At 65.8% G+C, this 26701-nt stretch carries 29 protein-coding genes; 20 read left to right on the top strand and 9 right to left on the bottom strand.

Translation table 11 applies throughout. The annotated features are described in order from the left end of the window. The first annotated feature begins 1 nt into the window (after position 1). The 6 genes from ACYQ4T_RS03705 (at position 2) to ACYQ4T_RS03680 (ending at position 5579) form a co-directional block, all read left to right on the top strand. A complete protein-coding gene (locus tag ACYQ4T_RS03705) occupies positions 2 to 1213 on the top strand; it encodes a vWA domain-containing protein (protein WP_459850929.1) in 1212 nt (403 codons plus the stop codon). Then, entirely contained in the window at positions 1210 to 1530 is a 321-nt protein-coding gene (locus ACYQ4T_RS03700; protein ID WP_459850928.1) for an XdhC family protein, read from the top strand. The genes ACYQ4T_RS03705 and ACYQ4T_RS03700 overlap by 4 nt, the downstream gene beginning before the upstream one ends. A 4-nt stretch (positions 1531 to 1534) precedes the next feature. Then, complete coding sequence (locus ACYQ4T_RS03695; protein WP_459850927.1) at positions 1535 to 2254, top strand: XdhC family protein; 720 nt, start codon at positions 1535 to 1537, stop codon at positions 2252 to 2254. Continuing rightward, entirely contained in the window at positions 2251 to 3870 is a 1620-nt protein-coding gene (locus ACYQ4T_RS03690) for an NTP transferase domain-containing protein (protein WP_459850926.1), read from the top strand. The genes ACYQ4T_RS03695 and ACYQ4T_RS03690 overlap by 4 nt, the downstream gene beginning before the upstream one ends. Further along, positions 3867 to 4286 carry an iron-sulfur cluster assembly scaffold protein gene (locus ACYQ4T_RS03685; RefSeq protein WP_459850925.1) on the top strand — a complete coding sequence of 140 codons (420 nt, stop codon included), beginning with the start codon at positions 3867 to 3869 and terminating at the stop codon, positions 4284 to 4286. The genes ACYQ4T_RS03690 and ACYQ4T_RS03685 overlap by 4 nt, the downstream gene beginning before the upstream one ends. A 72-nt stretch (positions 4287 to 4358) precedes the next feature. Further along, positions 4359 to 5579 carry an EAL domain-containing protein gene (locus tag ACYQ4T_RS03680; protein WP_459850924.1) on the top strand — a complete coding sequence of 407 codons (1221 nt, stop codon included), beginning with the start codon at positions 4359 to 4361 and terminating at the stop codon, positions 5577 to 5579. Here the strand turns inward: ACYQ4T_RS03680 and ACYQ4T_RS03675 are convergent. Both ACYQ4T_RS03675 and ACYQ4T_RS03670 read right to left on the bottom strand, forming a co-directional pair. Further along, positions 5525 to 6400: an alpha/beta hydrolase gene (locus tag ACYQ4T_RS03675; RefSeq protein WP_459850923.1), complete on the bottom strand. Its 876-nt coding sequence runs from the start codon at positions 6398 to 6400 to the stop codon at positions 5525 to 5527. The two genes, ACYQ4T_RS03680 and ACYQ4T_RS03675, sit on opposite strands and share 55 nt — an antisense overlap. A 6-nt stretch (positions 6401 to 6406) precedes the next feature. Then, complete coding sequence (locus ACYQ4T_RS03670) at positions 6407 to 6787, bottom strand: hypothetical protein (RefSeq protein WP_459850922.1); 381 nt, start codon at positions 6785 to 6787, stop codon at positions 6407 to 6409. A 400-nt stretch (positions 6788 to 7187) separates the two neighbouring features. On the opposite strand from ACYQ4T_RS03670, the gene ACYQ4T_RS03665 reads away from it, so the two are divergent. The 5 genes from ACYQ4T_RS03665 to ACYQ4T_RS03645 all read left to right on the top strand — a co-directional run bounded on the left by ACYQ4T_RS03665 (position 7188) and on the right by ACYQ4T_RS03645 (position 11185). Further along, complete coding sequence (locus tag ACYQ4T_RS03665; RefSeq protein WP_459850921.1) at positions 7188 to 7514, top strand: cold-shock protein; 327 nt, start codon at positions 7188 to 7190, stop codon at positions 7512 to 7514. A gap of 166 nt (positions 7515 to 7680) precedes the next feature. Further along, complete coding sequence (locus tag ACYQ4T_RS03660) at positions 7681 to 8160, top strand: flavin reductase family protein (RefSeq protein WP_459850920.1); 480 nt, start codon at positions 7681 to 7683, stop codon at positions 8158 to 8160. A 294-nt stretch (positions 8161 to 8454) separates the two neighbouring features. Beyond that, the gene (locus ACYQ4T_RS03655; protein WP_459850919.1) at positions 8455 to 9831 is read left to right on the top strand and encodes an NAD(P)-binding domain-containing protein; all 1377 of its coding nucleotides are present in this window, start codon (positions 8455 to 8457) and stop codon (positions 9829 to 9831) included. Between the two features lie 139 nt (positions 9832 to 9970). Then, on the top strand, positions 9971 to 10672 hold the full coding sequence (locus tag ACYQ4T_RS03650; RefSeq protein ID WP_459850918.1) for a PAS domain-containing protein: 702 nt from the start codon (positions 9971 to 9973) through the stop codon (positions 10670 to 10672). Positions 10673 to 10759: 87 nt separating this feature from the next. Beyond that, positions 10760 to 11185 (top strand): STAS/SEC14 domain-containing protein, encoded by a 426-nt coding sequence (locus ACYQ4T_RS03645; protein WP_459850917.1) that lies wholly within the window; start codon positions 10760 to 10762, stop codon positions 11183 to 11185. 19 nt (positions 11186 to 11204) lie between these two features. Here the strand turns inward: ACYQ4T_RS03645 and ACYQ4T_RS03640 are convergent, their stop codons facing one another. From ACYQ4T_RS03640 to ACYQ4T_RS03630, 3 genes are all read right to left on the bottom strand, one after another. Next, positions 11205 to 13568: a DUF1989 domain-containing protein gene (locus tag ACYQ4T_RS03640; protein ID WP_459850916.1), complete on the bottom strand. Its 2364-nt coding sequence runs from the start codon at positions 13566 to 13568 to the stop codon at positions 11205 to 11207. A 91-nt stretch (positions 13569 to 13659) separates the two neighbouring features. Then, positions 13660 to 14208, bottom strand: a complete 549-nt coding sequence (locus ACYQ4T_RS03635; RefSeq protein ID WP_459850915.1) for an NUDIX hydrolase — start codon at positions 14206 to 14208, stop codon at positions 13660 to 13662. Positions 14209 to 14303: 95 nt separating this feature from the next. Then, positions 14304 to 14801, bottom strand: a complete 498-nt coding sequence (locus ACYQ4T_RS03630) for a GreA/GreB family elongation factor (protein WP_459850914.1) — start codon at positions 14799 to 14801, stop codon at positions 14304 to 14306. A 119-nt stretch (positions 14802 to 14920) separates the two neighbouring features. On the opposite strand from ACYQ4T_RS03630, the gene ACYQ4T_RS03625 reads away from it, so the two are divergent. The 3 genes from ACYQ4T_RS03625 to ACYQ4T_RS03615 are packed head-to-tail and all read left to right on the top strand — an operon-like array spanning position 14921 to position 17534. After that, complete coding sequence (locus ACYQ4T_RS03625) at positions 14921 to 15799, top strand: SMP-30/gluconolactonase/LRE family protein (protein ID WP_459850913.1); 879 nt, start codon at positions 14921 to 14923, stop codon at positions 15797 to 15799. Positions 15800 to 15802: 3 nt separating this feature from the next. Next, the gene (locus ACYQ4T_RS03620; protein WP_459850912.1) at positions 15803 to 16990 is read left to right on the top strand and encodes an NAD(P)/FAD-dependent oxidoreductase; all 1188 of its coding nucleotides are present in this window, start codon (positions 15803 to 15805) and stop codon (positions 16988 to 16990) included. Beyond that, positions 16983 to 17534 (top strand): glycine cleavage system transcriptional repressor, encoded by a 552-nt coding sequence (locus ACYQ4T_RS03615; protein ID WP_459850911.1) that lies wholly within the window; start codon positions 16983 to 16985, stop codon positions 17532 to 17534. Before ACYQ4T_RS03620 ends, ACYQ4T_RS03615 begins: the two co-directional genes overlap by 8 nt. 94 nt (positions 17535 to 17628) lie before the next feature. On the opposite strand, the gene ACYQ4T_RS03610 is transcribed toward ACYQ4T_RS03615, so the two are convergent. Beyond that, a complete protein-coding gene (locus ACYQ4T_RS03610) occupies positions 17629 to 18096 on the bottom strand; it encodes a hypothetical protein (RefSeq protein ID WP_459850910.1) in 468 nt (155 codons plus the stop codon). Positions 18097 to 18207: 111 nt separating this feature from the next. On the opposite strand from ACYQ4T_RS03610, the gene ACYQ4T_RS03605 reads away from it, so the two are divergent. Beyond that, entirely contained in the window at positions 18208 to 19458 is a 1251-nt protein-coding gene (locus tag ACYQ4T_RS03605; RefSeq protein ID WP_459850909.1) for a D-amino acid dehydrogenase, read from the top strand. Between the two features lie 34 nt (positions 19459 to 19492). On the opposite strand, the gene ACYQ4T_RS03600 is transcribed toward ACYQ4T_RS03605, so the two are convergent. Continuing rightward, a complete protein-coding gene (locus ACYQ4T_RS03600) occupies positions 19493 to 20143 on the bottom strand; it encodes a hypothetical protein (RefSeq protein WP_459850908.1) in 651 nt (216 codons plus the stop codon). Between the two features lie 164 nt (positions 20144 to 20307). Between ACYQ4T_RS03600 and ACYQ4T_RS03595 the strand changes: the two genes are divergently transcribed. Continuing rightward, the gene (locus ACYQ4T_RS03595; RefSeq protein ID WP_459850907.1) at positions 20308 to 20937 is read left to right on the top strand and encodes a helix-turn-helix transcriptional regulator; all 630 of its coding nucleotides are present in this window, start codon (positions 20308 to 20310) and stop codon (positions 20935 to 20937) included. Between the two features lie 3 nt (positions 20938 to 20940). Here ACYQ4T_RS03595 and ACYQ4T_RS03590 read toward each other — a convergent pair whose 3' ends face one another. Next, positions 20941 to 21771, bottom strand: a complete 831-nt coding sequence (locus tag ACYQ4T_RS03590) for a maleate cis-trans isomerase family protein (protein ID WP_459850906.1) — start codon at positions 21769 to 21771, stop codon at positions 20941 to 20943. Positions 21772 to 21916: 145 nt separating this feature from the next. On the opposite strand from ACYQ4T_RS03590, the gene ACYQ4T_RS03585 reads away from it, so the two are divergent. Next, positions 21917 to 22516 (top strand): hypothetical protein, encoded by a 600-nt coding sequence (locus ACYQ4T_RS03585; protein ID WP_459850905.1) that lies wholly within the window; start codon positions 21917 to 21919, stop codon positions 22514 to 22516. Here the strand turns inward: ACYQ4T_RS03585 and ACYQ4T_RS03580 are convergent, their stop codons facing one another. Then, on the bottom strand, positions 22517 to 23404 hold the full coding sequence (locus ACYQ4T_RS03580; protein ID WP_459850904.1) for an AEC family transporter: 888 nt from the start codon (positions 23402 to 23404) through the stop codon (positions 22517 to 22519). It lies immediately after the preceding gene. A gap of 104 nt (positions 23405 to 23508) precedes the next feature. Here ACYQ4T_RS03580 and ACYQ4T_RS03575 point away from each other — a divergent pair, with 104 nt between their 5' ends. The 3 genes from ACYQ4T_RS03575 to ACYQ4T_RS03565 all read left to right on the top strand — a co-directional run bounded on the left by ACYQ4T_RS03575 (position 23509) and on the right by ACYQ4T_RS03565 (position 26701). Beyond that, positions 23509 to 25131, top strand: a complete 1623-nt coding sequence (locus ACYQ4T_RS03575; protein WP_459850903.1) for a 5-guanidino-2-oxopentanoate decarboxylase — start codon at positions 23509 to 23511, stop codon at positions 25129 to 25131. 158 nt (positions 25132 to 25289) lie between these two features. Beyond that, positions 25290 to 25589 (top strand): hypothetical protein, encoded by a 300-nt coding sequence (locus ACYQ4T_RS03570; RefSeq protein WP_459850902.1) that lies wholly within the window; start codon positions 25290 to 25292, stop codon positions 25587 to 25589. Between the two features lie 179 nt (positions 25590 to 25768). After that, entirely contained in the window at positions 25769 to 26701 is a 933-nt protein-coding gene (locus tag ACYQ4T_RS03565; RefSeq protein ID WP_459850901.1) for a tetratricopeptide repeat protein, read from the top strand.

The following is a 26701-nucleotide window of genomic DNA, read 5'->3' as shown; positions in this document are numbered from 1 at the left end:
AATGGGCAGCAGGCTCGCCCAGAACATCCTGCTCTTCGCCCGCACGCTGCGGGCCGCCGGCCTGCCGATCGGTCCGGGCAAGGTGATTGACGCCGTCGAGGCAGTGAAGGCCGCCGGGATCGGCACGCGCGACGATTTCTACTGGACCCTGCACGCGGTCTTCGTGCAGCGCCGCGAGCAGCGCGAGATCTTCGACCAGGCCTTCCATATCTTCTGGAAGAATCCGCAATTCCTGCAGCGCATGATGTCCCTGCTGCTGCCGCAGTTCCGCTACGACAAGTCGGGCGAGGAAGAGGAACGGGAGGAGCTCGCGGCCCGGCTCGCCGAGGCGCTGCAGGGCGACCGGGCGGGCGGCATGGATGAGGTCCCGGCCGACGAGGAAGAGGTCGAGATCGACGCCGCCATGACCTTCTCCGACCGCGAGATGCTGCAGGAGATGGATTTCGAGAAGATGACCAACGCCGAACTGGCCGAGACCAAGAAGGCGATCGCGAATCTCCGCCTGCCGATCATGGAGGTGCCGACACGGCGCTTTGGCGCCGATCCCCGCGGCCGCCGCGTGGACATGCGCGCCACCCTGCGCGCCAGCCTCAGGAATGCCGGCGCCATTCCGCTGAAGCTGAAATCGCCGAAATTCCGGCATCCGCCTTTGGTGATCCTATGCGACATCTCGGGCTCGATGAGCCGCTATTCGCGCATGGCGCTGCATTTCGTGCATGCGATCACCAACGACCGCGACCGGGTCCATACCTTCCTGTTCGGGACCCGGCTCACCAACATCACCCGGGATCTCCGGCACCGCGACGTGGACATTGCCCTGGACCGGGTCGGCTCCCATGTGAAGGACTGGTCGGGTGGCACCCGGATCGGGCATTGCCTGCACGACTTCAACGTGAAATGGGCGCGAAGGGTCCTGGGCCAGGGTGCGGTCGTGCTGCTGATCACCGACGGCCTGGATCGGGAAGGCGTCGAAGGCCTGGAAGAGGAGATGATCCGGTTGCAGAAATCCTGCCGGCGCCTGATCTGGCTCAACCCCCTGCTCCGCTACGAAGCCTATCGGCCGCAGAGCCAGGGGGCCAAGGCGATGATCCGCCACGTTGACGATTTCCGCGCGATCCATAATCTCGACAGCATGCAGAGCCTGGCCGACGCGCTCGGCAAGGCGACCACGCGCAGCGAGCGGCCGAACGCAAAGGAGACGAGGGCAGCATGATGGAAGAACAGGAAGTGCTGGAAGCCGCGGCGCTTTGGCGCCGCGAGGGCAAGGGTGTGGCGCTCGCCACCGTGACCGCGACCTGGGGCTCCTCGCCGCGACCCGCGGGATCGCAGCTCGTGGTCTCGACCGACGGCAAGATGCTGGGCTCGGTATCCGGCGGCTGCATCGAGGGCGCCGTCTTCAAGGAGGCGCAGGAGGTGATCGCCGACGGCAAGCCGCGCCTCTTGGATTTCGGCATCACCAACGAGCAGGCCTGGGAAGTCGGCCTGGCCTGCGGCGGCAAGCTGCAGGTTTTTGTCGAGAAGGTGGATTGAGGCCGTGAAGCTCGCCACCGTCGAGAAGCTGCTCGATCTCAAGGCCCGCAAGCAGCCGGTGGCCCTGGTCACCGATCTGGCGAGCGGCGCGCAGGACCTCTTCACCGAGGGCCACCGCGCGCCGGCGCTCAATCTGTCCGCGGCGGCGGCCGATGCGGTCGCGCAGGCGATCCGCGAGGATCGCAATGCCGAGGTGGAACTCGACGGCCGGAAATGCTTCATCCAGGTGCACAACCCGGCGCCGCGGCTGATCATCATCGGTGCCGTGCATATCTCCCAGGCCTTGGCGCCGATGGCGGCCATGGCCGGCTACGCGGTCACCGTCGTCGATCCGCGCCGCGCCTTTGCGACCGAGGATCGCTTTCCCGGCGTGACCTTGAGCGGCGACTGGCCGGACGAGGCGATGGCAAAGCTCAGCCCCGATGTGCGCACCGCCGTCGTCACCCTGACCCATGATCCGAAGCTCGACGATCCGGCACTGAGTGCGGCATTGAAGTCGCCGGCCTTCTATATCGGCGCGCTCGGCAGCAAGAAGACGCACGGCGCGCGCCTGGGCCGCCTGACCAAGGCCGGCTTCACCGAGGCGGATCTCGGCCGCATCCATGGCCCCGCCGGGCTCGACATCGGCGCGAAATCGCCGGCCGAGATCGCGGTCTCGGTTCTCGCCCAGCTCACCGCGGCGCGCCGGAATCGGCAAAGCCAGCGCGCCGCGGGTTCACAATGATCTTCGGCGACCTGCCCATCGCGGAATGCGCCGGGACGATCCTGGTGCACACCCAGCGCTTCAACGGCGAGGCCTTCAAGAAGGGCCGCCGCCTGAGCGCCGAGGATGTGGCGAGGTTGCAGGCAGCTGGACTGAGCAAGCTCACCGTCGTACGGCTGGAAGCCGATGACGTGCCGGAGGATCGCGCCGCGGCGGAACTGGCCACGGCGCTGGTTGCCGATCACCTGCGGCTCGACCCTTCCTTCACCGGCCGCGCCAATCTCTATGCCAAGTCCGATGGCGTGTTCCTGCCCGATGTCGCCCAGGTCGATCGGATCAACCGGGTGAGCGAGGACATCACCCTCGCCACCCTGGCACCCTACTCCCCCGTCACCATGGGACAGATGGTGGCGACGGTGAAGATCATCCCGTTTGGCGTGAAGCGCGGGGACCTGGAGCGCTGCGTCGCCCTGGCGCGGCAAAACCACAGCTTGCGGCTCTCGCCCTATCGCGCGCGTCGCGTGGCGCTGATCCAGACCCAGCTGCCCGGCATGAAGGCGAGCCTGTTCGACAAGGCCGTGGGCGTGATGAACGAGCGGCTCGCCGCCTTTGGCAACCCGCCGGTGGCCGACAGCCGCGTCGCCCATGACAGCACCGCGCTGACCGCGGCGATCAACGCCACCCAGGATGCCGACCTCGTCCTGGTCATGGGCGCCTCCGCCATCGCCGACCGCCATGACGTGATCCCGGCGGCGATCGAGGCTTCGGGCGGAACGATCACCCGCTTCGGCATGCCGGTCGATCCCGGCAACCTGCTGGTGCTAGGGGAGCGCGCGGGCAAGCCGATCATCGGCCTGCCTGGCTGCGCCCGCTCGCCGAAGATCAACGGCTTCGACTGGGTGTTGCAGCGCGTGCTGGCCGACCTCCCGGTCGGCAACGCGGATATCGCCGCCATGGGCGTCGGCGGCCTCTTGGGCGAGATCCCGAGCCGGCCGCAGCCGCGCGACAAGCGGCCGGAGGAAGCCACCGTCCCCGGCAAGCCGAACGTCGCCGCGGTCATCCTCGCGGCCGGGCGCTCCAGCCGCATGGGACGCAACAAGCTGCTGCTCGATCTCGAAGGCAAGCCGATCCTCTGCCATGCGGTCGATCAGGCGCTCGGCGCCGGCTTGAGCGAGATCGTCGTGGTCAGCGGGCATCAGGCCAGCAAGGTGCGAGAAGCCTTGGGCGACCGCGCGGTGAAAGTGGTCGAGGCGCGCGAACACAAGCTCGGCATGAGCGCCTCGCTGAAGGCCGGCATCCGCGCGCTGGGGCCGAAGACCGACGCCGCGCTGGTGATGCTGGGCGACATGCCGCAAGTCTCGGCGCCGCTGATCCGGCGCCTGGTCGCCGTCTACAACCCGCTCGAAGGCCGCAGCATCGTGGTGCCGACGGTGGACGGCAAGCGGGGCAATCCGGTGCTGTTCGACCGCCGCTATTTCGAAGAGATGCTGGCGCTCGAAGGCGATGTCGGCGCGCGGCATCTGATCGGCGCCCATGACGACCAGGTCGCGGAGCTCAGTGTCGACGACGCCGCCGTCTTCACCGATGTCGACACGCCGGAAGCCTACGACCGGCTGCTGGCGAAGGCCCTGTCATGAGCACCGAGCTCTATCACGCCGAACTGGTCGCGCGGGCCCGCGAGGCCTTCGGCGAGGGCCGCATCGCCACGGCGACCGCCAGCGTCACGGTCGATAACCCGCTTTGCGGTGACCGCGTGACGCTGGATCTCGAGACGAGCGACGGCAAGGTGAAAGCGATCGGCCACGAGGTGAAGGGCTGCCTGCTTTGCGCCGCCGCGGCCGCGACCATCGCCACGTTCGGGCAAGACCGAAGCCCCGAGGCGCTGCGAGAGTTGGCCCTGGCGGCCAAGGCCTTGATCGAGGACGGCACGGCGGTGCCCGAGAGATTCGCGGACCTGCGGGTCTTCACCCCGGTCCATGCGGCGAAGAGCCGGCGGGACTGCGTGCTGCTGCCCTTCGAGGCCCTGGGCAAGGCCCTGGACGCGGCCTTTTGATGGCGCAAATCCCCGCGGGCGGCCTATAGTCCGGGGCATGAGTCGACAATCTCCGAAAGCGGCGGCGGAGCCATGACCCAGGGCATCTTCCGCCGCGTCTATCCGGCCGGCGCCCAGATCTTCCATGAAGGCGAGCTCGGCGACTACGCCTTCATCATCGAGCGCGGCCAGATCGAGATCTCCTCCGGCAATGGCGACCAGCGCGTTCCGATCGCGGTGCTGGGCCCGGGCGAGCTGTTCGGCGAGCTGGCCGCACTCGACGGCTTCGCCCGCTCGGCAAACGCCATTGCCGTCACCGAATGCGAGCTGATCCTGATCAGCCAGGAGCAGATCCGCCACCGGGTCAATTCCGGCGACGAGATCGTCGCGCTGCTGCTGCGCTCGGTGCTGCGCTCCTATCGCGGCGACGCCCGCAACATCACCGGCTGGAGCGACACCGGCATGCCGTCGCTGGACGTCTTCGCCACCGGCCCCGACAGCCACAGCCGCGCGGTCGCCAAGCTCCGGCTCGAGAACGAGCTGAAGCAGGCCTTGGCGAAGGACGAGTTCGAGCTCTACTTCCAGCCGCTGGTCTATCTCGCCGACGAGACGCTGGCGGGCTTCGAGGCGCTCATTCGGTGGAACAGCCCGCTGCGCGGCGCGGTCGGCCCCGACCAGTTCCTGAAGCTCGCCGAGGAAGCCGGGCTCATGGTCGCGATCGGGCATTGGGTGGTGGGGGCCGCGGTGAAGCACTTCGCCACCTTCCAGCGCGCCTTCGGCCCGTCGCGCGATCTGTTCGTCGCGGTCAACGTCACCAAGCACTACCTGCACGACCCGCAATTCCTCGACGACCTCGCCGCCGGCGCCGAGGCCTCTGGACTGAAGCCGAAGCAGATCAAGATCGAGCTCACGGAAAGCGTCCTGATCGACGACACCGAGGGTGCCATCACCTGGATCAAGCGCTGCAAGCAGCTGGGCTTCCGGGTCTCGATCGACGATTTCGGCACCGGCTATTCCAGTCTCGGCTACCTGCACCGCCTGCCGGTGGACGAATTGAAGATCGACAAGAGCTTCGTCGAGACCATGATCATCGACCATCGCAGCATGGCGGTGGTGAAGGCCATCGTCGGCCTCGCCGAAGGTTTGGATCTGAAGGTGGTCGCCGAGGGGATTGAGACCAAGGAGCAGGCCGACGCCCTGCGGGCGCTCCACTGCATCTACGGCCAGGGCTATCGCTTCGCCCGGCCACTGACCGCCGATCAGGTGATGTCGAGCATGGCCGGCGAAGCCGTGAAAGCACGCAGCGCCGGCTGATCGCCAGTTTCGCCCGGCGCCGGAATTTCATCGAGAAAATCCGTCACCGCTTTCGCGAAGCCGTGGTCCATCAGGTCGGTATGCCCGGCCTCGGCGATGAAATGCGCGCGCTTCGGCTCGTTGGCGGCGTCGTAGACCATGCGCCCGAAGCGGACCGCCGTGGTCTTGTCCTTCTCGCCGTGGATCAGCAGCAGCGGCACCTTCACCTTGCCGATCTTGGCGAGCGAGTTGAACTTGTCGCGCACCAGGAAGTCGAAGGCGAACAGCGGGTAGCGCGCCCGCGCCGAATGCAGCACCGAGGCCAAGGGCGCTTCCAGGATCAGCGCCAGGACCCTGAACTCGGTCGCCATCTGGATCGCCACCGCGGTGCCGAGGGATTCGCCGAGCAGCACGGTCTGCTCGGGGCGAACCTTCTCCTGCGCGAGGAAGGCGAGATTGGCGCGCGCATCCTCATAGAGGCCGGCCTCGGTGGGCTGGCCGGGATTGCCGCCATAGCCGCGATAGCCGACCAGCAGCACGCCATAGCCCGCCGCGAGATAGTCGCGGACCCGGTCGGCGCGGCCGCCGCGATGCCCGGCATTGCCGTGCAGGTAGACGATGACCCGGCGATCGGGGCGCAGCGGCGGCGCCCACCAGGAGGTGAGCGTCAGCCCGTCGCGCGTCTTGATCGCGACCTCGCGCATCTGCTCCGCCAGGCCGGCAGCGGCGAGATCGGCCGGGGCCGGATCCGGGCGGAACACGATGCCGCGCTGCTTGACGAAGAGGAGCAGCAGAAGCAGGAGATAGACGCCGACAAGAACGATCAGGAACGCGGTCCACATGGTCTTCTATTCGCTCTGCGTCTCGGGGGGCTGCGCGCGGTAGCGGGTGACGAAGCGATTATACGCTTCGAGCCCTTCGCTCTTGCACCAGCGCTTCTGCCCATTGAGCCCGTAGTCCTGGTAGGCATAGTCGGCGGCCATGTCGCTGGCAACGCGCAGGGTGCGCAACGCCTCCCCGCCCAGCGGATCCGCCTGCAGCAGCGCATCGCGCTCCAGCCGGAAGCCGGCCTCGGATTCCGGGGTCAGGAGGCCGCAATAGGCCATCACGGTTTCGTCGTAATAGAGCTTGAACAGTTCCGGATGCTCGCGCCGGGCTTTCTGGTACTTGCTTTCCTCGGCCGCGGCCGTTCCCGCCAGCAGCAACCCGGCGAGGCCGGCACAGGCCAAAGCGTGGAACCTCCTTTGGGAGGAGCCGCGACAGCGTTCGGGAGCTTGCGCCTCAGCCATTGCCCTGGTCCGGCCGAAAGTTAAGTGCCTCGCCCCGATCTTAGCATCATTCTGGATCCGGGATGGCTGCGCCGCCTACTAGACCTTGTTCGCTGCGCTGGATCCCACATCAAACTATTGAGTGTGATCGCAACTATCGATAGGCCGCAGGTTCTGTGCGCGCGGCGCTGATCTCCGGCTGGGGGCGGGTCGGGTTCCATTTGCGTAAGTCAACCGACCCTTGCTTTTCCGCAGTTCGACGCCCATGCTGACCTGTGGCAACTCCACATTCGGCGAACGCAACAAAAATCGGGCCAATGCTGAAGGCGCCTGAGGATCGACAGGGAGTAGAGTGAATACAATGAACGACCAACAGGGTGGTACTGAGCTCCGGGGGCGGATCAAATGGTTCAATCCGGAAAAGGGCTTTGGCTTTGTTTCGCCGGCGGACGGAACGGCTGATGTGTTCCTGCACATCTCCGCGCTGAAGGAAGCCGGCCTTCAGGACGCGCCGGAAGGCTCCACGATCCATTGCCAGGTTGGGCAGGGCCGCAAGGGGATCCAGGTTCTGAAAGTGATCACGCTGGACACCAGCACGGCGACGCCGCGCGCAACCAACCGCCGGCCCTTCGGCGGCGGCGGCGGCGGTCCGCGCCGCGATCACGGCTCGCGCCACGACGATCACTGATCCCGTAACAGCTTGAAAGCGGCGTTTGCCGTTCCTCGCGGCAAGCGCCGCTCGACTGCGTCGCAACTCCATCACGCTTGGCGCACCGCCCTTGGTCACAGAGGGCGAACCGGCTAACATCGCCGCCGATTCCACCCGATTGATCGACGCCCAGCAGAGCCGGTGAATGGCCTTCGACTCCCGCGAATTCCGCAACGCCCTCGGCAATTTCGCCACCGGCGTCACCATCGTGACCGCGCGCAGCCGAACGGGAGAGCCGCTCGGCCTCACCGCCAACTCCTTCAACTCGGTCTCGCTCGATCCGCCGCTGGTGTTGTTCAGCCTGAACCGCCAAGCCTACAGCCTGCGCTCCTTCGAGGAGGCCGGGAACTTCGCGATCAACGTGCTGCGCGACGACCAGCAGGACATCAGCCAGGTCTTCGCCCAGGCCGTGACCGACAAGTGGCAGGGCCTCGCCTTCGAAACCTGGGAAAGCGGCGCGCCGATCTTCTCGCATGCGCTGGCGGTGTTCGACTGCGCCACACACGCGGTGCATGACGGCGGCGACCACCTGATCTTCGTCGGCCGGGTGCTGCGCTTCATGCACGACCCCCAGGGCAAGCCCCTGCTCTACTTCCGCGGCAACTACGGCAAAGTGCATCCGTAACTGCCCCGTTCAAATTCAATCGTCATGCCCGGACTTGATCCGGGCATCTGGCTCCGGCCTGCACGAGATTGCCGGGTCAAGCCCGGCAATGACGACCTCCGAAAGGTACAGAATTGGTCGTAAATTGCCCAGCTTTGGGCCTTATCCGCATGGACAACGCGGCTTTGCTCCGATAGTGTTTTTTCAAGGCTTAGGCCGAGCGCTGCCAGAGCGGTCCGCCCTCTCCCGCGATGTAGGGCCAACGAAACCCGGTCGGTGTCGTTTCGGTCACGAACGCATACAGGGAGAGCCGTCATGAAGAAGCGAGTTGCCGTCATCGGTGCCGGCCCGTCGGGCACCGCCGTCCTCCGTGCCTTCGCCTCCGCCGCCGCCAAGGGCGCCGAGATTCCGGAGGTCGTCTGCTACGAGAAGCAGGACGATTGGGGCGGGCTCTGGAACTATTCCTGGCGCACCGGCCTCGACGAGTTCGGCGAGCCGGTCCATTGCTCGATGTACCGCTACCTCTGGTCCAACGGTCCGAAGGAATGCCTGGAATTCGCCGACTATACCTTCGACGAGCATTTCGGCCGGCCGATCGCCTCCTATCCGCCGCGCGCGGTGCTCTGGGACTACATCAAGGGCCGGGTCGAGAAGGCCGGTGTGCGCGGCTGGGTCCGCTTCCGCACCCCGGTGCGCGAGGTCGATTACAGCGAGAAGACCGGCCGCTTCACCGTCACCGCCCACGATCTGGTCAACGACAAGCTCTCCTCGGAGGAGTTCGACCATGTCGTGGTCGCCAGCGGGCATTTCTCGGTGCCGAACGTGCCCGAGTTCCCCGGCTTCAAGACCTTCAACGGCCGCATCCTGCACAGCCACGACTTCCGCGACGCGGTCGAGTTCAAGGGCAAGGACATCCTGATCATCGGCCGCTCCTACTCGGCGGAAGATGTCGGCTCGCAATGCTACAAGTATGGCGCCAAGTCGATCACCAGCTCCTACCGCTCGAAGCCGATGGGCTTCAAGTGGCCGGCGAACTGGGAGGAGAAGCCCCTCCTGCAGCGGGTCGAGAACAAGACCGCCTATTTCAAGGACGGGAGCTCGAAGGACGTCGATGCGATCATCCTGTGCACCGGCTACCTGCACCACTTCCCGTTCCTGCCGGATTCGCTCCGGCTCAAGACCGCGAACCGGATGTGGCCGCTCGACCTCTATCGCGGCGTGGTCTGGGAGGCCAACCCGAAACTGCACTACATCGGCATGCAGGACCAGTTCTACACCTTCAACATGTTCGACGCCCAGGCCTGGTACTCGCGCGATGTCATCCTCGGCCGCCAGCAGCTGCCCTCGCGCGAGGAGATGCAGAAGAACAGCGCCGCCTGGCGCGCCCGCGAGGAAACGCTGGCCGACGCCGAGGCCTGCATCTGGTTCCAGGGCGACTACGTGAAGGAGCTGATCGACCTCACCGACTACCCGAGCTTCGACGTCGAGGCGGTGAACAAGACCTTCATGGAATGGGAGCACCACAAGGCCGAGAACATCATGGGCTTCCGCGACAATGCCTATAAGTCGATCATGACCGGCAAGATGTCGCCGAAGCACCATACGCCCTGGCTGAAGGCGATGGATGACTCGCTGGAGAGCTACCTCAACGAGTCCGGCTCGCCGGCTGGAAAGATGACCGCTGCGAAGTGAAGGAGCCGGACGCCGGTTCGCGAACTTTGGGTTGCTAGCGCGCAAGGTTTTATTAATCGAGCGCCGATAGATTCTCGCAGACTTGACGGCCGAGGCCGCGGTTGCGGCTTTCGCCCGCAACCAGCGGAGCCCTGAGCCTATGAATTTCGTCTCACCGGAGACCGCCATACCCGAATCGGCCGCCGAAGCCGAGCTCGGCGCGCTGCTCTCCATCACGCGGCGCATGAACGGCTTCCTCTACCGCTGCCAGAACGACGCCTCCTACACCATGCTCTACATGACCGATGGCATCACGCCGCTGACCGACTATCCGGCCGGCGACTTCATCGGCAACCGCGTCCGGGCCTTCACCTCGATCTGCCATCCCGACGATCTCTCGGTGGTGGACAAGGCCGTAGGGGCCGCGCTCGAGAGCAAGACCAACTGGGACATCGACTATCGGCTGGTCAGCCGCGGCGGCAAGCCGGTCTGGATCAACGAGATCGGCGGCGGCGTGTTCGACGAGAACGGCGAGCTCAGGTTCCTCGAAGGCTGCATCATCTCGATCGCCGACCGCAAGGCGCTCGAAGTGCAGAACCGACAAGTGGTCGACCACTTGGGCGAAGTCAGCAAGCAGATCGTTGCCAGCACCGGCAATATCCTGAAGGTGCTGGGTGCCCTGAAGATGCTGGCCTTGAACGCCCGCATCGAGGCGACCCGGGCCGGCGAGATGGGCAAGGGCTTCGCCGTGGTCGCGCAGGAGATCAAGTCGCTCGCCGCCGCCACGGGTGAATCGGCCGAGAAGATCACGCATCTGACCAAGGACCTGCAATCGACCCTCGACGTCGCCAAGAAGAAATAGCGGGTTGCCGTTCGGTTCGCGCCGCGTCAGTATTCTGACATAGCATAACCCAATATTCGGACCGGCGGGCGGGCGGAGACTCTAAGATTGCAGGCTGACAGCAACAGCACCGCGGCCGTGCGCGTCTTCACCCGCTCGAACGGTGGTAACCGCGCGACGCTCAGCATCGACGGCAACTTCCTGCGGGTCGATGTCGCCGGCGAAGCCCTCGACGAAAGCATCGTCGACTGCTTCCGCGAGGCCATAGCGGCCGGCGCGGTTCGGGCGAACATGGTGACGCTGGTCGATCTCTCGAACTTCACCGGCGGCGTCGAGTGGCCGGCGATCCACGCGATCGCCGACCTAATCCCCTGGGGGAGCGAAGCCGGCCGGCCTTCACGGGTCGCCTATGTCACCAAGAGCGCCTGGTTCTCCGCGCTGCTGAAGCTGGTCTCGGTCCTGTTCCCGAAGTCGCAGCACCGCCAGTTCTCCGGCGTTCACAACGCGATCCAATGGCTGCGGCAGAGGGACTAACGCGCCCCGGCTCCCGCGTTCAGCTCCGCGGCTTCAGCTTGTCCGGGTCGTAGAAGGGGAAGCGCACGACCTTGGCGGGCAGGCGCTTCTGCTGGCCGTCGATCTTGCCGATCTCGACCTCGGTGCCGATCGCGGCGGCGCTCACATCCATGCGGCAGAGCGCGATGTTCTTCTGCAAGAGCGGCGAGCGGCAGCCGCTGGTGACGACGCCGACCTGCGCCCGGCCCTGCGAACCAATGGGATGCACGCAGGCGCCATGGCCGACCGGCTCCTTGCCCTCGATCTCCAGGCCGACCAGCTGCCGTTGCGGATGCTCCTTGCGCTTCAGCAAGGCCTCGCGGCCGACGAAGTCCTCGTTGCCCTTCAAGGCCACGGTAAAGCCGATCCCGGCTTCGAAGGGATCGACCTGGTCGTTGAACTCGTAGTTGGCGAAGACCAGGCCGGCTTCGATGCGGAGCATGTCGAGGGCTTCGAGACCGAGCGGCTGCAGGCCGTGCGGCTCGCCCGCCTTCATCACCGCGTCCCAGACCGCCGTCGCGTCCTTCGGATGGCAGAAGATCTCGTAGCCCAATTCTCCTGAGTAGCCGGTGCGCGAGACCACGACGGCGACGCCGTTATAGTCGCCGATCCGGCCCACGGTGAAGTTGAACCATTGGATCTCATCGACCCGCGCCCGCGCCGGCGGCGTCCAGACGATCTCTTTCAGGATGTCCCGGCTCTTCGGGCCCTGGACCGCGATGTTGTGCAGCTGGTCGGTCGAGGATTTGACCCAGACCTGCTTCAAGCCGCGGCGCTCGGCGAGTTCGCGCAGCCAGACGCCGTCATATTCGTCGCCGCCGATCAATCGGTAGCGGTCGGTGCCCAGGCGGAACACCGTCGCGTCGTCCAGCATGCCGCCATGGTCGTAGCACATGGCGGTGTAGACCACCTGCCCGTCGGAGAGCTTGCGGATGTTGCGGGTGCAGGCGGCCTGCAGCAGATCCTCGGCATCGGCGCCCAGCACCTCGAACTTGCGCAAGGGCGAGAGGTCCATCACCGCCGCCTTCTCGCGGCAGGCCCAGTATTCGGCAACCGGTCCGGCGTTGTTGAAGCGGTTGGGCAGCCAGAAGCCGCGGTATTCGGTGAAGTTGCGGGTGAGCTCGGACATGCGCGGATAGAAGCCGCTCTCGCGCGTCAGTCTCGGTTCGGCATCGGGTGTCATGCGAAAGGCCACCGCTCTTGAGAAGCTGTTCTGGGCCGCGTAGATGCGGACATGGATGTCGGTCGGATTCCAGGCATTGGTCGCGTCGATGTCGTCGGGACAAGCGGAGGAGCCGCAGACCAGGTCCTTCATCGCCTTCATCAGCACGTAGTCGCCGGGCCGCGACCAGGGATCGTCCAGGAAGATCGCGTTCTGCGCGCTGATGCCGGTGTTGTAGAAGAGGTTGACCGCCTGCCAGCCCGGCCGCGTGGCGAGGCCGTAGTTTTCCAGCGCCTTGTTGAAGTTGTCGGAGCAGCTGGGATGGCCCGGATAGCCGGCGTCTTCATAGAAGCGGTTGGTGCAGGCCAAGCCAAAGGTGTCATGCCGCCCGACGGTGTCGCGCACCACCTCGACCAGCGGCTGCATGTCGACATCGAAGAATTTCGAGGCGAGGCCCGGTCCCGGATAGATCATGCCCAGCAGCGTGCGCGTCGTCGTCATGTCGAGGCCGCGCTCGACGCCCTGTTGCAGGCGCTTGGCGTCGAAGGCCAGGAAGTCCGAGCATTGCCGCCCGGCGACGTCGATCACCTGGATGAACTGGCCTTCCTTCACTTCGTAGGACAGCGCGGTGCAGCGGTTGACCCGGAACTCGGCGACGACGTCGCCCAGGGGCTCGGGCAGCGGAATCTCGCCGCCGGCGACGATGCGCGCGCGATGCAGGATGACGGAAAGATCGGTTGCCGGCAGATCGCTTTCGCCGAGCCGCTCCGGCCCCGGGGCATGGAACACCACATCGACATCGCGCTCGGCCCTGAGCGATGCGCTGTCCCCGGGTCTTCCTCCGCCGAGCAGGAGCGCCGCCTGGTCGATGCCGAGCGGAATGCCGCGGGCCCGCAGGCTGCGCGCGATCTCGGCGCCATTCTCGCCGTCACCCTGCAGCAGACGGTTGATGCCGCCAGTGATCTCCGGGGCATCGCCGTCTGCCTTCAGGCCCAGTGCTGCTAAATCGGGGCGCCCGCCGGGGCCGAAGGCGGCAACAGCGCAGGCCTGCCGTCCCTCGCGATCGACAATCTCGACCCGGTCGCCGGCGGAGAGATGCAGGATGAGCCCGCCCAGGCCGGCCAGGCGGTATCGCTCGACCCCGGGGTCGAGGCGCGGCAGGCCGGGCTCGCGGAAGCGCGGTCTAGGCAGCAGAACCGTCATTGGGGCAACCCCTTGGCGGAACCATTTTCAGGCCAAAACCATACCGCTATTGGTGAGTGGTTCACAACCTGGAAATTGGAGAAGGGCGCGCTCACTTCTTCCGGCGGGCGCGCACCGATTTCGGCCCGAACAGAAGCTTGGGGATGTTCCGCAGCAATCTCGCCAGCTCACGCTCCTTGACGAGGGCCGCGGCCTGCCGAAGCGAGTACCAGCGGACCCGCCGCTGGTCCTTTTCCGGCCAGTTCTTCTTTTGCTGCTCCACCCCGAGCACGAAGACCTGGACCAGGATCTCGCCGGTGAAAGTCTCATCGCGCTTCATATAGCGGAAGCTGCCGATCGGCTTTTTCGACCAGAGCTCGCCCTTGACGCCGGCCTCCTCGAAGGCTTCGCGCCGCGCGGTACCCGCCGGGGTGCGGTTGCGCATCGGCCAGCCCTTGGGGATGACCCATCGCCCGGTCCCGCGCGAGGTCAGAAGCAAGACCTCGAGCTGGTCGCGCGCGCCGACGCGCAAGGCCAGGGCGCCATATTGGCGATGCCGCGGCAATGGCCGCGCCGCACCAGGCCGCACCGGGCGCTTTGCGACCTTCTTCTTGGCCGACTTGGCCCGCTTCACCTTGGTTTTCTTTTGCGCCTTCGCCATGAGTCCAGTTTGTGGCGATTGTGTTTCAGCAGCAAGCCGGCCGGCGTCCCTGGGTTGCGCGGCGGCGACCTTTCGCGACCGATTGTCGGAGAATTCTATTCCGTCGGATAGCGGATCGAGCGGATCTCCAGCTCGAGGTCGCCGGCCGGGCGCTTCCAGATCACGGTGTCGCCGGCCTTGGCGTCCTTGAGCGCCAGGGCGAGCGGCGAAACCCAAGAGAGCTTCCCGACATTGGGATCGGCCTCGTCCTCGCCGACGATCTCGAACTTGCGCTTGGTGCCGTTCTCGTCCTCGGTCTCGACGATGGCGCCGAAATCGACCTGGTCCTTCGGCTGCTGGTCGTAGTCCACGGGGATGGCGCGGGTGATGCGCTCCTGGACATAGCGAATGTCGCGCTCGATGACTTGCAGCGCTTCCTTGTCGAGCAGGTTCTGCTCGGTTTGGTGACGGTGACGGTCATCTTCCAGATCAGCCAGCTGCTGCTTGAGCTGGGCCAAACCGCGCGGCGTCACGAAGTTCGGATGCGGGCTTTGCGGCCGCTCCGGCAATTCCGGGACCTGATCTTCGTTTTCCTTGACGAAAGCTCTGCTCATCCTGCTCACTCCCTCCCTCTGTTATTTAGAGTTGCCTTATTCCAGGACAAGGTCAAAGGTTATCCGCCCGCGACCAAATCCTTGAAAAGGCGTCAATTTTCGGGGCGGAGGGGGCTCCCATGACCGAAGTGCGATGTCTTTTGGAGAAGCGGTCGGTCCTGGGCGAGGGACCGATCTGGCGGCCGCGGGAAAATTCCCTCTATTGGATCGACCTCAAGGCGCCGGCGATCTATTGCTTCGACGTCATCACCCGGCAGAACCGGCAGGTCCCGGCGGCGCTCGGCAAGACCATCGGCGGCATGGTCTTTGCCCGCGACGGCCGCATGATCGTGGTCGACGCCGAGGGCGTGCACGACCTCAGCAGCACCGGCCATCGCAATCTGCTGGTCAATCCGGAATCCGACGCCGGCAACGCCTTCAACGACGCGAAATGCGATCCCAAGGGGCGGTTGTGGAGCGGCACCGCGGATATCGGCGAGACCCGCCAGAGCGGCAGCCTCTACCTGATCGAGGGCCAGGGTCAGCGCCGGGTCCGGCGGATCGACAGCGGCATCATCTGCTCCAACGGCCCCGCCTTCTCGCCCGACGGGCGTACCGCCTATTTCACCGACAGCTTCGCCCAGGAAATCTATTGCTACAACGTCGACCTCGACACCGGCCTGATCGGCGAGCGCAAGAGCTTCGTGCGCTGCAGCCCGGATGCGGGATTCCCGGACGGCATGACGGTCGATTCCGAAGGCTATCTCTGGTGCTGCAACTGGGACGGCTGGAGCGTCACCCGCTATGCCCAGAACGGCGAGATCGACCGGGTGCTGAAAGTCCCCGTGCCGCGGCCGACCTCGGTCTGCTTCGGCGGCCCGCGCATGGACCAGCTATTCATCACCAGCGCCAGCGACGGCCTCTCCGACGACCAGCTGCGCGAGGCGCCGCTCTCGGGAAGCCTGTTTGTATGCGAGCCTGGCGTAAAAGGCCTGCTCGATGCGGAGTTCAACGGCTAGATCATGACTGAAGGCACATTTGACGTCGTCATCGTCGGCGGCGGCGTGATCGGATCTTCGACCGCCTATTTCCTGGCGAGCCAGCCGGATTTCGACGGCAAGATCGCGGTCATCGAAAAGGACGCGACCTATACCGACGCGGCGACGCCGCGCTCGGCCGGCGGCGTGCGCCAGCAATTCTCTACGCCGGAGAACGTGCAGATCTCCGCCTTCGCGGCTTCGTTCTACAAGTCGATCGAGCAGCATCTCGCGGTCGGCAACGACAAGCCGGCGATCAATTTCCATGAGAACGGCTATCTGTTCCTCGCGACCCATGCCGGGTTGAAGACGCTGGTCGCCAACCACCGCCTGCAGCACGAGCAGGGCGCCGGCACCCTGCTGTGGACGCCGAAGGAGTTGGAGAGCCGCTTCCCCTGGATCAACACCGCCGATCTCGCTGGCGCCACCTTCGGCCCGGCGAACGAAGGCTGGATCGATCCCTATTCCCTGCTGCAGGCCTTCAAGCGCAAGGCCCGGTCGCTCGACGTCACCTATATCCAGGATGAGGCGGTCGGCTTCGACTTCTCGGGCGCAAAGATCTCCGCGGTGAAACTGAAGGAAGGCGGCCGCATCAGTTGCGCCGCCGTGGTCAACTCCGCCGGCTATCACGCCCGCACCATCGCCGGCTATGCCGGGATCGACCTGCCGGTGCATCCCCGGAAGCGTTACGTCTATGTCTTCGACTGCCGCGAGGAGGTCGAAAACGAGACCATGCCGCTCACCATCGATCCCTCGGGCGTCTGGTTCCGGCCCGAGGGCTCGAACTTCATCTGCGGCGTCTCGCCGGAGGACTGGGACGACCCGGACTGCCTGGATTTCGAGCTCGATTATCGTCCTTTTGAAGAATTGATCTGGCCGACGCTTGCGCACAGAGTCCCGATGTTCGAGGCGATCAAGCTGATCCGGGCCTGGGCCGGGCATTATGACTACAACGTGCTCGATCAGAACGTGCTGATCGGGCCGGCGCCGCAGGTCCCGAACTTCTTCTTCGCCAACGGCTTTTCCGGGCATGGTCTCCAGCAGAGCCCGGCGATCGGCCGCGCCTTGAGCGAGCTGATCGTGTTCGGCCAGTACCGGACGCTGGACTTGAGCCGGCTTTCCTATAATCGCGTGCTCAACGGCGCGCTGATCAAGGAAGCCAACGTTGTCTAAGCAGAGGGTCACACCGCCGTTGTCGATCGCGCTGATCTCGATCCTTTGCGAGGACCGGCCGGGTCTGGTTGCCGGCGTCACCGGCCGTCTCTACGACCTGGAGATCAATCTCGGCGACACCGCCTTCGCAGTATTGGGCGGCGGCGCCGAGCTCACCTTGCTGGCGAAGCTGCCGGATCGCCTGTCGCTCGCCGAGCTCGAGCGCGAATTGAAGTCGCTGCCCGAGCTCAAGGACGCGAAGCTGACCGTGACGCCGTTCGGCTATCGCGGCAGCCATGACGAGCGCGCCCGCATCACCCATCGCATCGAGATCACCGGCGACGACAGCCCGGGCCTGATTGCCCGCCTCTCGGAAGCCTTCTCCGGCTTCGGCGCCAACATCGTCTGGCTGAATTCCGAGAGCCTCGAAGGCGCCAGCGGCGCCCGCTTCCTGCTGCGCATGGCGATCTGGGTACCAGCGGATAAGGCGGATGCCTGCCTCGCCACCGTGGCGAACACCGCCGGCCAGATGAACCTCAAATGCCAGTGGTCCAAGGAAGCCTGATTCCTCATCGTCATGCGCGGACTTGATCCGCGCATCTGGTCGAGACCGCCTGGGTGCAGATGCCCGGGTCAAGCCCGGGCATGACGCGAAAATACTACGGCGCCGGGCAAGCGAGTGGTGTCGCCCGCGCCGCGGCTTCGTCGCCGGAATAGCGCGGCCGGGTGCAGAGGCCGTTATACTGCGTCACCGCCGCGTTATAGGCCTCACGCGCCTGGTTGACCTCCGGAAGGTAGCGCGCGCTGATTGCATCGCGCAGGCCCTGCTGCTGCGCCAGCAGGTCCTTCAGGACCTGCTGCCCGACCACGTCGTTGGGGTCGAGCTTCTGGCGCTGGGCGATCACTTCCTTGTCCACCGTGGCGAGCTGCGCCTGTTGCTCGTCATAGGCGCGTTGTTTCTCCAGCCAGGCATCCTGGAGCGGCTGCAGCCGGGGCTGCAGGCAGAGGCATTGCTGGATTTCCGGCACCGAGAGCGGCGTGCTCGTCGACTGCGCCTGGGCCGCGCCGCCCGATAGGAACAGCGTCGCCAGCAGAATCGCGGTTGCAGTAGGAAGGGTCTTCTTCATCGTCGAACGCTCCAATGGCCTGCCCCGCATATTCAATCGTCCCGAATTATGGCAAGCTTATGAAGCCGTCAACAAGCCCATTGGTTCCCGGAAGTTCCCCAAGGTTCCCGCATGCATGTCGTCGTCCTCGGTGCCGGGCTGCTCGGCGTCACCACCGCCCATTACCTCGCGCGCGAAGGCCATCAGGTCACGGTGATCGACCGGCAGAAGGAGCCGGCACGCGAGACCTCTTTCGCCAACGCTGGCCTGCTGACGCCGGGCCATGCCTATGCCTGGGCCAGCCCGCGGGCGCCGATGATCCTCTTGAAATCGCTTTGGCGCAGCGACACCGCGCTGCGCTGGCGGCTTAAATTCGATCCCGGGATGTGGGCCTGGGGCCTGAAGTTCCTGGCCAATTGCAGCGCGGAGAAGAACCGCGCGAGCACCGTGATCAAGGTCCGGCTCTGCTCTTACAGCCTGGCGCAGACTGCCGAGGTTACCGCCGAGACCGGCATTACCTGGGATCGCTCGCAATCGGGTGCCCTCTATCTCTACCGCGATCCGGATCACTTCCGCGCCGGCAAGGCGAACTTCAAGCTGCTGGCCGATGAAGGCGTCGAAGCCAAGACACTCGAGGCCGAGGAGTTGGCGGGCTTCGAGCCGTCGCTGGCCCATGTGAAGGGCCGCTTCGCCGGCGCCATCCACACGCCCTATGACGAATCCGGCGACGCGCGGAAGTTCACCCTCGCCCTCGCCGAATCCTGCAAGCAGCGCGGGGTCACCTTCAAGCTCGGCGCGACCATCACGAGGATCGAGCGCAGCGGCGACCGCATCACCGGCGTGGAGACCGATGCGGGCCGTGTTCAGGGCGACGCCTATGTGCTGGCGCTCGGCAGCTACAGCCCGCTGCTGACCCGTCCGATCGGCCTGAAGATGCCGATCTATCCGGTGAAGGGCTATTCGGTCACCCTGCCGATCGCCGACAGCGAGGCGGCCCCAGCGCATTTCGGCGTCGATGAAGCCAATCTCGTCGCCTTCGCCCGGCTGGGCGACCGGCTGCGCCTGACCGCGACCGCGGACTTCGCCGGCTATGACACCAGCTTCGGCCCGAGCGACTTCGTCCACATGCTCAAAGTGGCGCGCGAGCTCTTCCCGCGCGCCGCCGCCTTCGACCGGCCGGAATACTGGGCTTGCTTGCGCCCGATGACACCGGACGGTCCGCCGATCATGGGCCCCTGCGGGATTTCCAATCTCTGGCTCAACACCGGCCACGGCCATATCGGCTGGACCATGGCCTGCGGCTCCAGCCGGCTTGTCGTGGATCGCATGCTCGGCAAGCAGCCCGAGATCGACGACACGCCCTTCCTGCTGTCGCGGTATTGAGAACGGCCGGGCCTCGCGCCCGGCCGTTCCCTCGTCAGAACTTCTCCGGAAACTGCTTGGCGATGGCACCGGCCAGCGCATCGGCGATGACATACATATGGGCCTGCATCTCGGCCCAGGTCTTGGCCTCCTCGGCATACTGCTTGGCCTTGAGCTCTTGGATCTGGTCGATGTGATGCCCGCCATGGGCCTGCAGCAGGCCGAGCACTGCGTCCCTCGGCAGGTTGGGATTGGCGCCGCTCAGGAAGGTCGCGATCTGGTCGGCATTGGCGAGCAGATTCTCGGTCGCCTTCTGCTGCCCGGCCCTGTCGCCGGCGGCGGTCGCGGTGAGGTAAGTCTTGATCGCGCCGTAATGGCCGGCAAGAAGCCCGAACAGGGCGTCGCCGGCCTGGTCGCCGTAGAACGGCTTGATCGCGTCGGCGATGCCACGCGCATTGGCGACCACCTCTTCCTCGGCAACCTTCGCCGCTGCCGCATTCTTCGCCAGGGTCGCGGTCACGACGTTGCGGACCCAGAAGATGTGATTGACCCAGAGATTGCGTAGCGCGGCGTCGGTCGCGACGACCTTCGCCGAGCCCTCGGGCGGGGTCGGCATTTCCATATGCATCGTCTCGGCCTGGGCGCTGGACAGGGCCAGCAGGCCGGCAGTCAGAAAGGCGGCAAAGAGCGAAGTGTGGTGTTTCATCGGTTCCTCCTGTGGGATCCGCTTCAAGCAGCGGACCCCTGGAGGCTAGATCGTTAAATCACTTTTGACATCTTTTTATGTTTTTAATCACTAAACTGTGATATCAGTCGTCGCAGGCGCCGCGCGAGGCTATGTTCCGAACTGTCCGGCGCAGCGAGAAGACCATGATGGCCAATTTCGGCGATACGCGATCGAGCCTGATGGCTGCCCTGCTGAAGAACAAGGGCGGCCTGACCATCGATGCCCTGGGCGAGGCGGTGAACGTCACGCGCACCGCCGTGCGCCAGCACCTCGCCGTCCTGGAGCGCGACGGGCATGTCGCGCGCGGTGGCACCCGCTCGACTGGCGGAAGGCCACAGGTGCTCTATGTGCTGACCGAGGCGGGCCAGGAGCAGTTCGCGCGGCGCTATTCCTGGTTCGCCGACCTGCTGGTCGGCCTGCTGAAGGAAGAGCTCGGCAAGGACGGGCTCGCGACCAGGCTGCACACGGTCGGCGCCGGGGTGGCAACCGCGCTGCACCGGCGCTCGGCAGCGACGGCCCCGCTGCAGGAACGGCTCGGCGAACTGGCCAGCGCGATGGGCGGCCTGGGTTACGAGACGGAGGACGCGCTGCAGGGCCGCGGCCGCGAGCTGGTCGCGCATAACTGCATCTTCCACCAGTTGGCGGCGGCGCATCCGGAGATCTGCGAGTTCGACCTCGGCTTCATGGAAAAATTCGCCAACGCCAAGGTCGAGCATGTCGAATGCATGGCCCGCGGCCAGCACGTCTGCCGCTTCCGCTTTCAGAGCAAGTAGCCGTCAGACCGTGTAGAGCCGGCCCCATTGCGGCATCGGCTCGTTGATCCCGGCGAGGCGCAGGGCATGCCAGGCCATGGCGTGGTTGGAGGAAGTCACCGGCTTGCCGAGCTCGGCCTCCAGATCACGCGCCGTTTCCGCCAGGCGGATGCTGGTGCAGGAGACGAAGACCGCATCGACCGAAGGATGACGGCCCAGTTCCAGCGCGGCGCGGCGGATCGAATCGCCGCTGATCCTCGCCACCTCGTTGTCGTTCTCGTGGTTGAACGAGCCGATCACCGGCACCTCGATGCCGCGATCCTGCACGAACTTGCGGAACAGCCGGTTCACCGAATCGATATAGGGCGTGAGCAGGGCGATGCGCTTCACCCCCATCGCCTTGAAGCCGGCGATGGCGCCGGTGATCGGCGTGGTGCATTTCGCCTGCGGCCAGGCCTCGTGGATGCGCCGAAACACATTCTCCTCGCCGATCACCACGGTGCCGGAGGTGCAGCCATAGGCGACGACGTCCATCGGCACGCCGGGACGGATCACCGCCGCGGCCTCGGTCATGCCGGCCTCCATCCGGGCCAGCGTCGTCGGGTTGATCTCGGCTTCATTGGCGATCCGGCTCTGGTAGAGCGCGACGCCGTCGATCTGGAAGATCTTGCGGTATTCATGCTCGATCGTCTGGTCGGTCGCCAGCACGATCACGCCGATGGCCGCGCGATGCGCGATGCCCTGGTCCATGGTGAAGGGCAGGTTTTGACGATTGACCAGCAAACCATCACCCAGGGGTCCGTCTTGGGCCCGTCGCGTGGCTGTATTGCGCTCGAGTACCGTTGAATCCGCCATGCCGGACTCCCTATACAATGGTATGGTGCACCAAAGGCCCGTTGTGGAACCGCAGCCTCCACTCCATATTGGTTACTGTAGCTTCCGCTGAACCCGCGGTCATCGCGAAATGCGTAGGTGGCCCATGTCGCGATTTGCCTCCCCCATGACCCTGATACCCCGCCGTTTTCCTTTCGTCGGCGCCTTTGCGCTGGCCGCAGCCGTGAGCCTCGCCTCGGGCGAGGCCCTGGCCCAGGCCGCAGCATCGCAGCCCGCGCCCGGGCCGAGCATCCAGGCGGTGGACTACGCGCCGATTCCCGCCGGCTCGATCTTCGAGGTGCAGGCCGATGACGAGCTCAGCCAGGGCGCGATCGAGCGGGTGCAGTCCGAACTCGCCCATCAGGGTTATGCCGCGCAGGACCAGGCCCCGCTGGTGATGGTGATCGAATCCGACCTGATCCGCGGCCAGAAGCAGGACGATCCCTTCGGGCAGGCGCACGCCAACAACGACGAGGCCGAGGTCCGGGCCCGGCTGTTCTCGACCAGCCAGAACAGCCTGCTGAACCCGCAGCAGCCGATCGGCTCGGCGGATCGGGTCTACCGGATCAATGTTTCGATCTACGACCGCAACACCGGTCTCTATGTCTGGCGCGGCACGGCGATGCGCAACGACCCCAATCTCGATGTCGAGCAGGCCGGCAACGAGATGATCGGCGCCCTGATCGGCGCGGTCGGCAAGACGGTGACGCCTGCTCCCGTGCAATAGCTACTGTGCCGTCGCGAGCACGTAGTAGATCAGGAACGGCAGCGTTCCGAATGACAGCAAGGTCGAGATGATCACCATCGCCGCCACGTCTTCCGGCCGGCGGTTGTAATACTGCGCGAAGAGATAGTTGAAGACCGCAACCGGCATCGAGGCCTGGATCAGCAGCACGCCGCGCGCCATCGGCGACAGATCGAGCGCCCAGGCGACCAGGAACGAGATGGCGAAACCGCCGATCATCCGCACCAGCGACAGGAAGAGGTTGCGCGGCAGGGACCGTACCCGAAGGCTCCCCAGGGAGACTCCGAGCGCCAGCAGCATCAGCGGAATGGTGAGCCCGCCCAGGATCTGCAGGGTGTTGGCGATGAAGGTCGGAACCGCGATGCCGGTGACGATCACCGCGAAAGACGCACCGACGGCATAGATCACCGGCATCTTCACCAGATGCTTGACGCTCGCGGTGCCCGCGGCGATCGACATTCCAGCGGTGAACTGCAGGGTGGCGGAGAAGGCGAAGTAGACCACGGCGAGTGCGAGGCCGGAATCGCCGAAGGCGAACAACGCCAGCGGCAGCCCCATGTTGCCGGCATTGGAGAACACCACCGCGGGCAGATAGGAATGCATCGGCAGCTTCATGAACCGCAGCACGGCGAAGCCCAGCACGAACATCCCGGAGAAGACCAGGATCGTCGCCAGCGCCATGACGCCGAGGGATTCCGGCTCGACATGCAGGCTGGTGAGCGCGCTCGCCACCAGGCAGGGCGAGCCGATCATCGAGACCAGCTGGGTTACCAGCGCGTTGTCGAACGGCCGCTTCAGGCGAGACCAGGCGTAGCCGATCCCGGCGATGACGACGACCGGCAGGATGACCGCGGCAAGCTGTTGGAGCATTCCCCCTCGCCTTGCCCGGGCTGAACCGGCCGGGCTAAGATGCCGCCTCAAATCGCGCGCTTTTCCAGGCGCCGCAACAAGAATCTTCGGGTTGGAAATCGCACATGACTGCACAAGAGACCGCCGGGACGCAAACCCGGGTCAACCAGCTGGGCGGCCACGCCATCATCAGCCTGCTCGAGACCTATGGCGTCGATACGGTATTCGGCATCCCCGGCGTCCACACGCTGGAGTTCTATCGCGGCATCGCCGACCGGCGGATGCGCCATGTCGGCGTGCGCCATGAGCAAGGCGCGGGTTTCATCGCCGACGGCTATGCCCGCGCCTCCGGCAAGCCGGGGGTCTGCTGCCTGATCACGGGACCCGGTTTGATGAACGCGGCGACGCCGCTGGGCCAGGCCTTCTCGGATTCCGTGCCCGTCCTGGTCCTTTGCAGCGTCAACGCGAAGCCCGACCTCGGCAAGGGCCGCGGGCGCCTGCATGAGATCACCGACCAGCGCGCCGCGATCGCGCCCTTGACCGCCTTCACCCGCACCGTGATGGACGACCAGGAGATGGCCAAGGCGGTTGCCGATGCCTTCGCGGTGTTCGAATCCAAGCGGCCACGCCCGGTGGTGCTGGAATTTCCGCTGGACGTGCTGGGCGCGCCGGCCGATGTCGGCCATCCGCCGCGGGTCCGGGCGCCGCGGCCGAAAGCGAAGCCGGCCGATCTCGAGGACGCGGCCAAGCTGATCGACGGCGCCAGGCAGCCGCTCCTGCTGGCCGGCGGCGGCACGGTGGATTGCGCGCCGGCGGTGCGCGCCTTCCTGGAGAAATCAGGGGCGATCGGCGTGACCACCACCGCGGGCAAGGGCGTCATCCCCGCCTCGCATCCGCAGGCTTTGCCCTCCGCCTTGCTGGCTGAACCGGTGCAGCAGGTGCTCAAAGACGCCGATGTGGTGATCGCGGTCGGCACCGAGCTCTCCGAGACGGATAGCTGGGTCGATCGCCTGGAGATCCCGGGCAAGATCATCCGCATCGATCTCGACCCTTTCACCCTCACCCGCGACTACCAGCCCACCGTCGCCATCGAGGCCGATGCCGGGGCGACCCTGGAAGCGCTGACGAGCCTGATCAAGCCGGGCCGCAAGCCGGACCGCGATCGGATCGCCGCGGTGCATCAGGCGGTGAAGGACGGCTGGACCCCGCTGCAGCGCAAGCATGCCAAGGTGCTGGATGCCCTGCGCGCTGCGCTGCCCAGGGACGGCATCGTGGTCAGCGACATGACCCAGATCGCCTACAGCGCCAATCCCTATTTCCCCTGCGAGGAGCCGCGCTGCTGGTTCCACCCCTGCGGCTTCGGCACATTGGGCTATGCCATGCCGGCGGCGATCGGCGCCAAGATCGCCTGCCCGGACCGCGCCGTGGTCGCGGTCTGCGGCGACGGCGGCTTTCTGTTCACGGTCCAGGAACTCGGCACCGCCGCGGAGCTCGGCCTGCCCTTGCCGATCCTGATCTGGAACAACGATGCCTTCGGCCAGATTGCCCAGAACATGCGCGATGTCGGGATTCCGGAGATCGCGGTGAAGCAGAAGAACCCCGATTTCCAGACCCTCGCCGCCGCCTACGGCATTCGCGCGGTCCGGCCGGACAGCCTCGAAGGGATCGAGGCGGCCTTGCGCGAAGCGTTCACGGCCAAGGGGCCGACCTTGATCGAGGTGCGCGAGGATTCGCCCTTCCTGAACTGAGGCGGCCCGGCGTGACCGGCAAAAGATTCCGACTGACAGTTTGCCGCGGCCAAAAGCGCCGGACTCCTTAACCAGATTTTACCTTTTCGGGCGCTGAATCCGAGTCACGGCCCCATCTATAGTGGGTTGGTGCTGGCATGGGCATTGCGGAGGGATACATGGCCAAAGAACCGAAGGAGATGGCTATGGATACCGCCCTCGCGCGGCGGCTCGACATCGAGGATGAGCCGCTCACCAACGAAGAGCAGCGCAAGCTGTGCTTCGACATGTTCAACAAGTTCTGGGAAGACGCGGGCAGCCGCGGCATCGAGTTCGACGTGGTCGGCACGATGTCGATTTCGGCCGCCCTGTTCGCCCTGGTCCGCAAGCACGGCGCGGCTACCACCGCGGAGTTCGTCGAGGACCTCGCCAAGAGCGTCCGGAATGGCGAATTCAATTTCATGGACCAGAAGAACTGAAGTCGTGACCGGTCTCACCAACCCGTCTGATTTCTAAAGCTTTTCTGGAATCTCGGCCCGCCGTGGATTGACGCCGCGGGGCGGGCAAGGGGATAGTGCGCGACCTGTCGCGACCGGGGATTCCCAGCGGATCCGGGCGCCGGCGGGCTTTTGCAGTCGCGCAACGGATTCGGCGTCAAATGATTCGATCGCTCCCTCTTCCCGCGAGCGCCCGCCTCGGCAGAGTCCTGCCGGTTCTGGCGGCGCTGCTCCTTGCCTTCAATCTCGCCGCCTGCTCGTCGGATCCGCCGCCCGACATGAACACGGTGAAGAAGCTGGTCGCCGAAGACCGCCAGTTCGAGGCGCTGAAGATCCTCATCCCCCTCGCCACCGAAGGCGACCCGGCCGCGCAATACGAACTCGCCGGCTTCTACCACTACGGCTATGTCGGCGCGAACGACTATGCCAAGGCGCTGAAGTGGTATCGCGCCTCCGCCCGGCAGGGCTATGCCGATTCCATGGTCGGCCTCTCGGTCATGTATCTCGGCGGCCAGGGCGTCGCCAAGGACCGGCGCGAGGCCTTCGTCTGGCTGAACCTCGCCGCCCAGTATATGAGCGACAAGCAAGCCCTGGCAAAGGTGAAGCAGGTCCGCGACGAGATCGGCAGGACGCTGACCAAGGACGACATCGCCTTCGCCAAGGCCGAGAGCCTGCTGCTGCAGCCGGAGACCTCGTCGGTGCAGCCGAACGAGGCGGAGTCGATCGATCACCTGCCGGATGCCGTCTCGACGACAGAGCCGGCGCCGGTCGGCGCCGCCGATCCGCTGCAGAACGTGCCGCCCGACACAGCGCCGATCACTTCGGCGCCGCTGATGACTGCGCCGGCTACCACACCGGTCACCACCGAGCCCCAGCTGCCGGAAATGGAGTTGCAGCCGGCGCTGCCGGCAGCGCCCCGACCGGTGACGACGCTGCCGGCGACCACTACGCCGACCACGGCTGCGCCCAAGCTGCCGTCTACCACGCTTCCGGCGACCACCACGCCGGCAACGACGCAGCCGGTCGCGCCGAAGCCTTCGACCAGCGGCGCGACGCCGCCGGCCGATCCCATCTACCCCGTCCCCGAGTTCTGA

This window comes from Dongia sp. agr-C8 (assembly GCF_054658695.1).
The sequence above is the reverse complement of the archived record's forward strand: the minus strand, read 5'-3'. Positions and strand labels throughout refer to the sequence as shown.